Source organism: Pseudonocardia adelaidensis, from assembly GCF_039543345.1.
In the GTDB taxonomy this organism is placed as follows: domain Bacteria; phylum Actinomycetota; class Actinomycetes; order Mycobacteriales; family Pseudonocardiaceae; genus Pseudonocardia; species Pseudonocardia adelaidensis.
Window position 1 is genome coordinate 1 of sequence record NZ_BAABJO010000083.1, and the last position, 1,114, is coordinate 1,114.

The 1,114-nt window shown below is 68.4% G+C and carries 1 protein-coding gene; it reads right to left on the minus strand.

Annotated features, from left to right (window positions below; genetic code table 11):
* Positions 1-12: 12 nt before the first annotated feature.
* Complete coding sequence (locus tag ABEA81_RS42295) at positions 13-981, minus strand: IS481 family transposase (RefSeq protein ID WP_345613699.1); 969 nt, start codon at positions 979-981, stop codon at positions 13-15.
* Between the last annotated feature and the right edge of the window lie 133 nt (positions 982-1,114).

Here is a 1,114-nt window from a genome sequence, read left to right on the forward strand (position 1 = left end):
TGTACTCGGCCATCAGGTTGGTGGCAGGCGGCTGATCGGTGGGAGCCCGCCGAGTGCGCTGTGGCGGCGTCGAGTGTTGTAGTACTTGACCCATGAGGCAAGCGCGGCAGCGCGCTCGGCGTTGCTGGTGAAGACCTGCCGGTAGGCCCACTCGGTGGCCAGAGTGCGGTTGAGGCGTTCGACCTTGCCGTTCTGCCAGGGGCAGTGCGGTCTGATGAACACCTGCCGAGCCCCGAGCTGGGCCACCACGTCGCGCAGGGACCACTTGTAGGCCCAGGCGTTGTCGGTCATGACCCGCTCGATCCTCGAGACGCCGTGGCTGGCGAAGTAGCCGGCGGCGCGAGCAAGGAACGCAGCGCAGGTGATGCCCTTCTCATCGGGCAGGACTTCGGAGTAGGCCAGCCGGGAGTGGTCATCGACCAGCGAGTGGACGTAGTCGAACCCGATCTTGGCGGTGCGGTCGCGGGTGGTTTCCCGGGCTGCGCGGCCGTGCGCGCGCCAGCCACCACCGTCGGGGATGCGACCGATCTTCTTGACGTCCATGTGGACCAACTCGCCGGGACGGTCACGTTCGTAGCGAACTGCGGTGGTTTTGCTCGCCCGGATCACCTCTCCGGTGAGCGAGTCGAGCTCGCGCAGGTAGGGCATGTGATGGCGGCGCAGGATCCGCGACACCGTCCGGGGCGCGACCCCGAGTTCGGGCCCGAGCCAGTCCTGCCCGCGACGCTGTTGCTCGCGCTGAGCCACTACCTGAGCCTCGACATCAGCCGAGGTACGGGTCGGCATGTGGTGTGGGCGCGAGGAGCGATCGTGCAGACCGTCCTGGCCCTCGGCCAGGAAACGGGCGACCCAGCGGCTGGCGCACTGGCGCGAGACACCCATCTCCGCGGCCACGTGCGCGCGGGGACGACCATCGCGCAGGATGCGGTCGACGAGTGTCTGGCGGCCGTGGAAGGTCAGGCGGGCATTACGGTGGGGCACGAGAGCCTCCGGGGAGCGGGTCGGGTCCTAGACAAGCCACACCCCAACCCGGGGGCTCTCTCTCGATCAACTACCGCTGGCCGCGTGTCACGCCATCCCGACCGTCACCAACGTCCTGGCCGAGTACACCTAG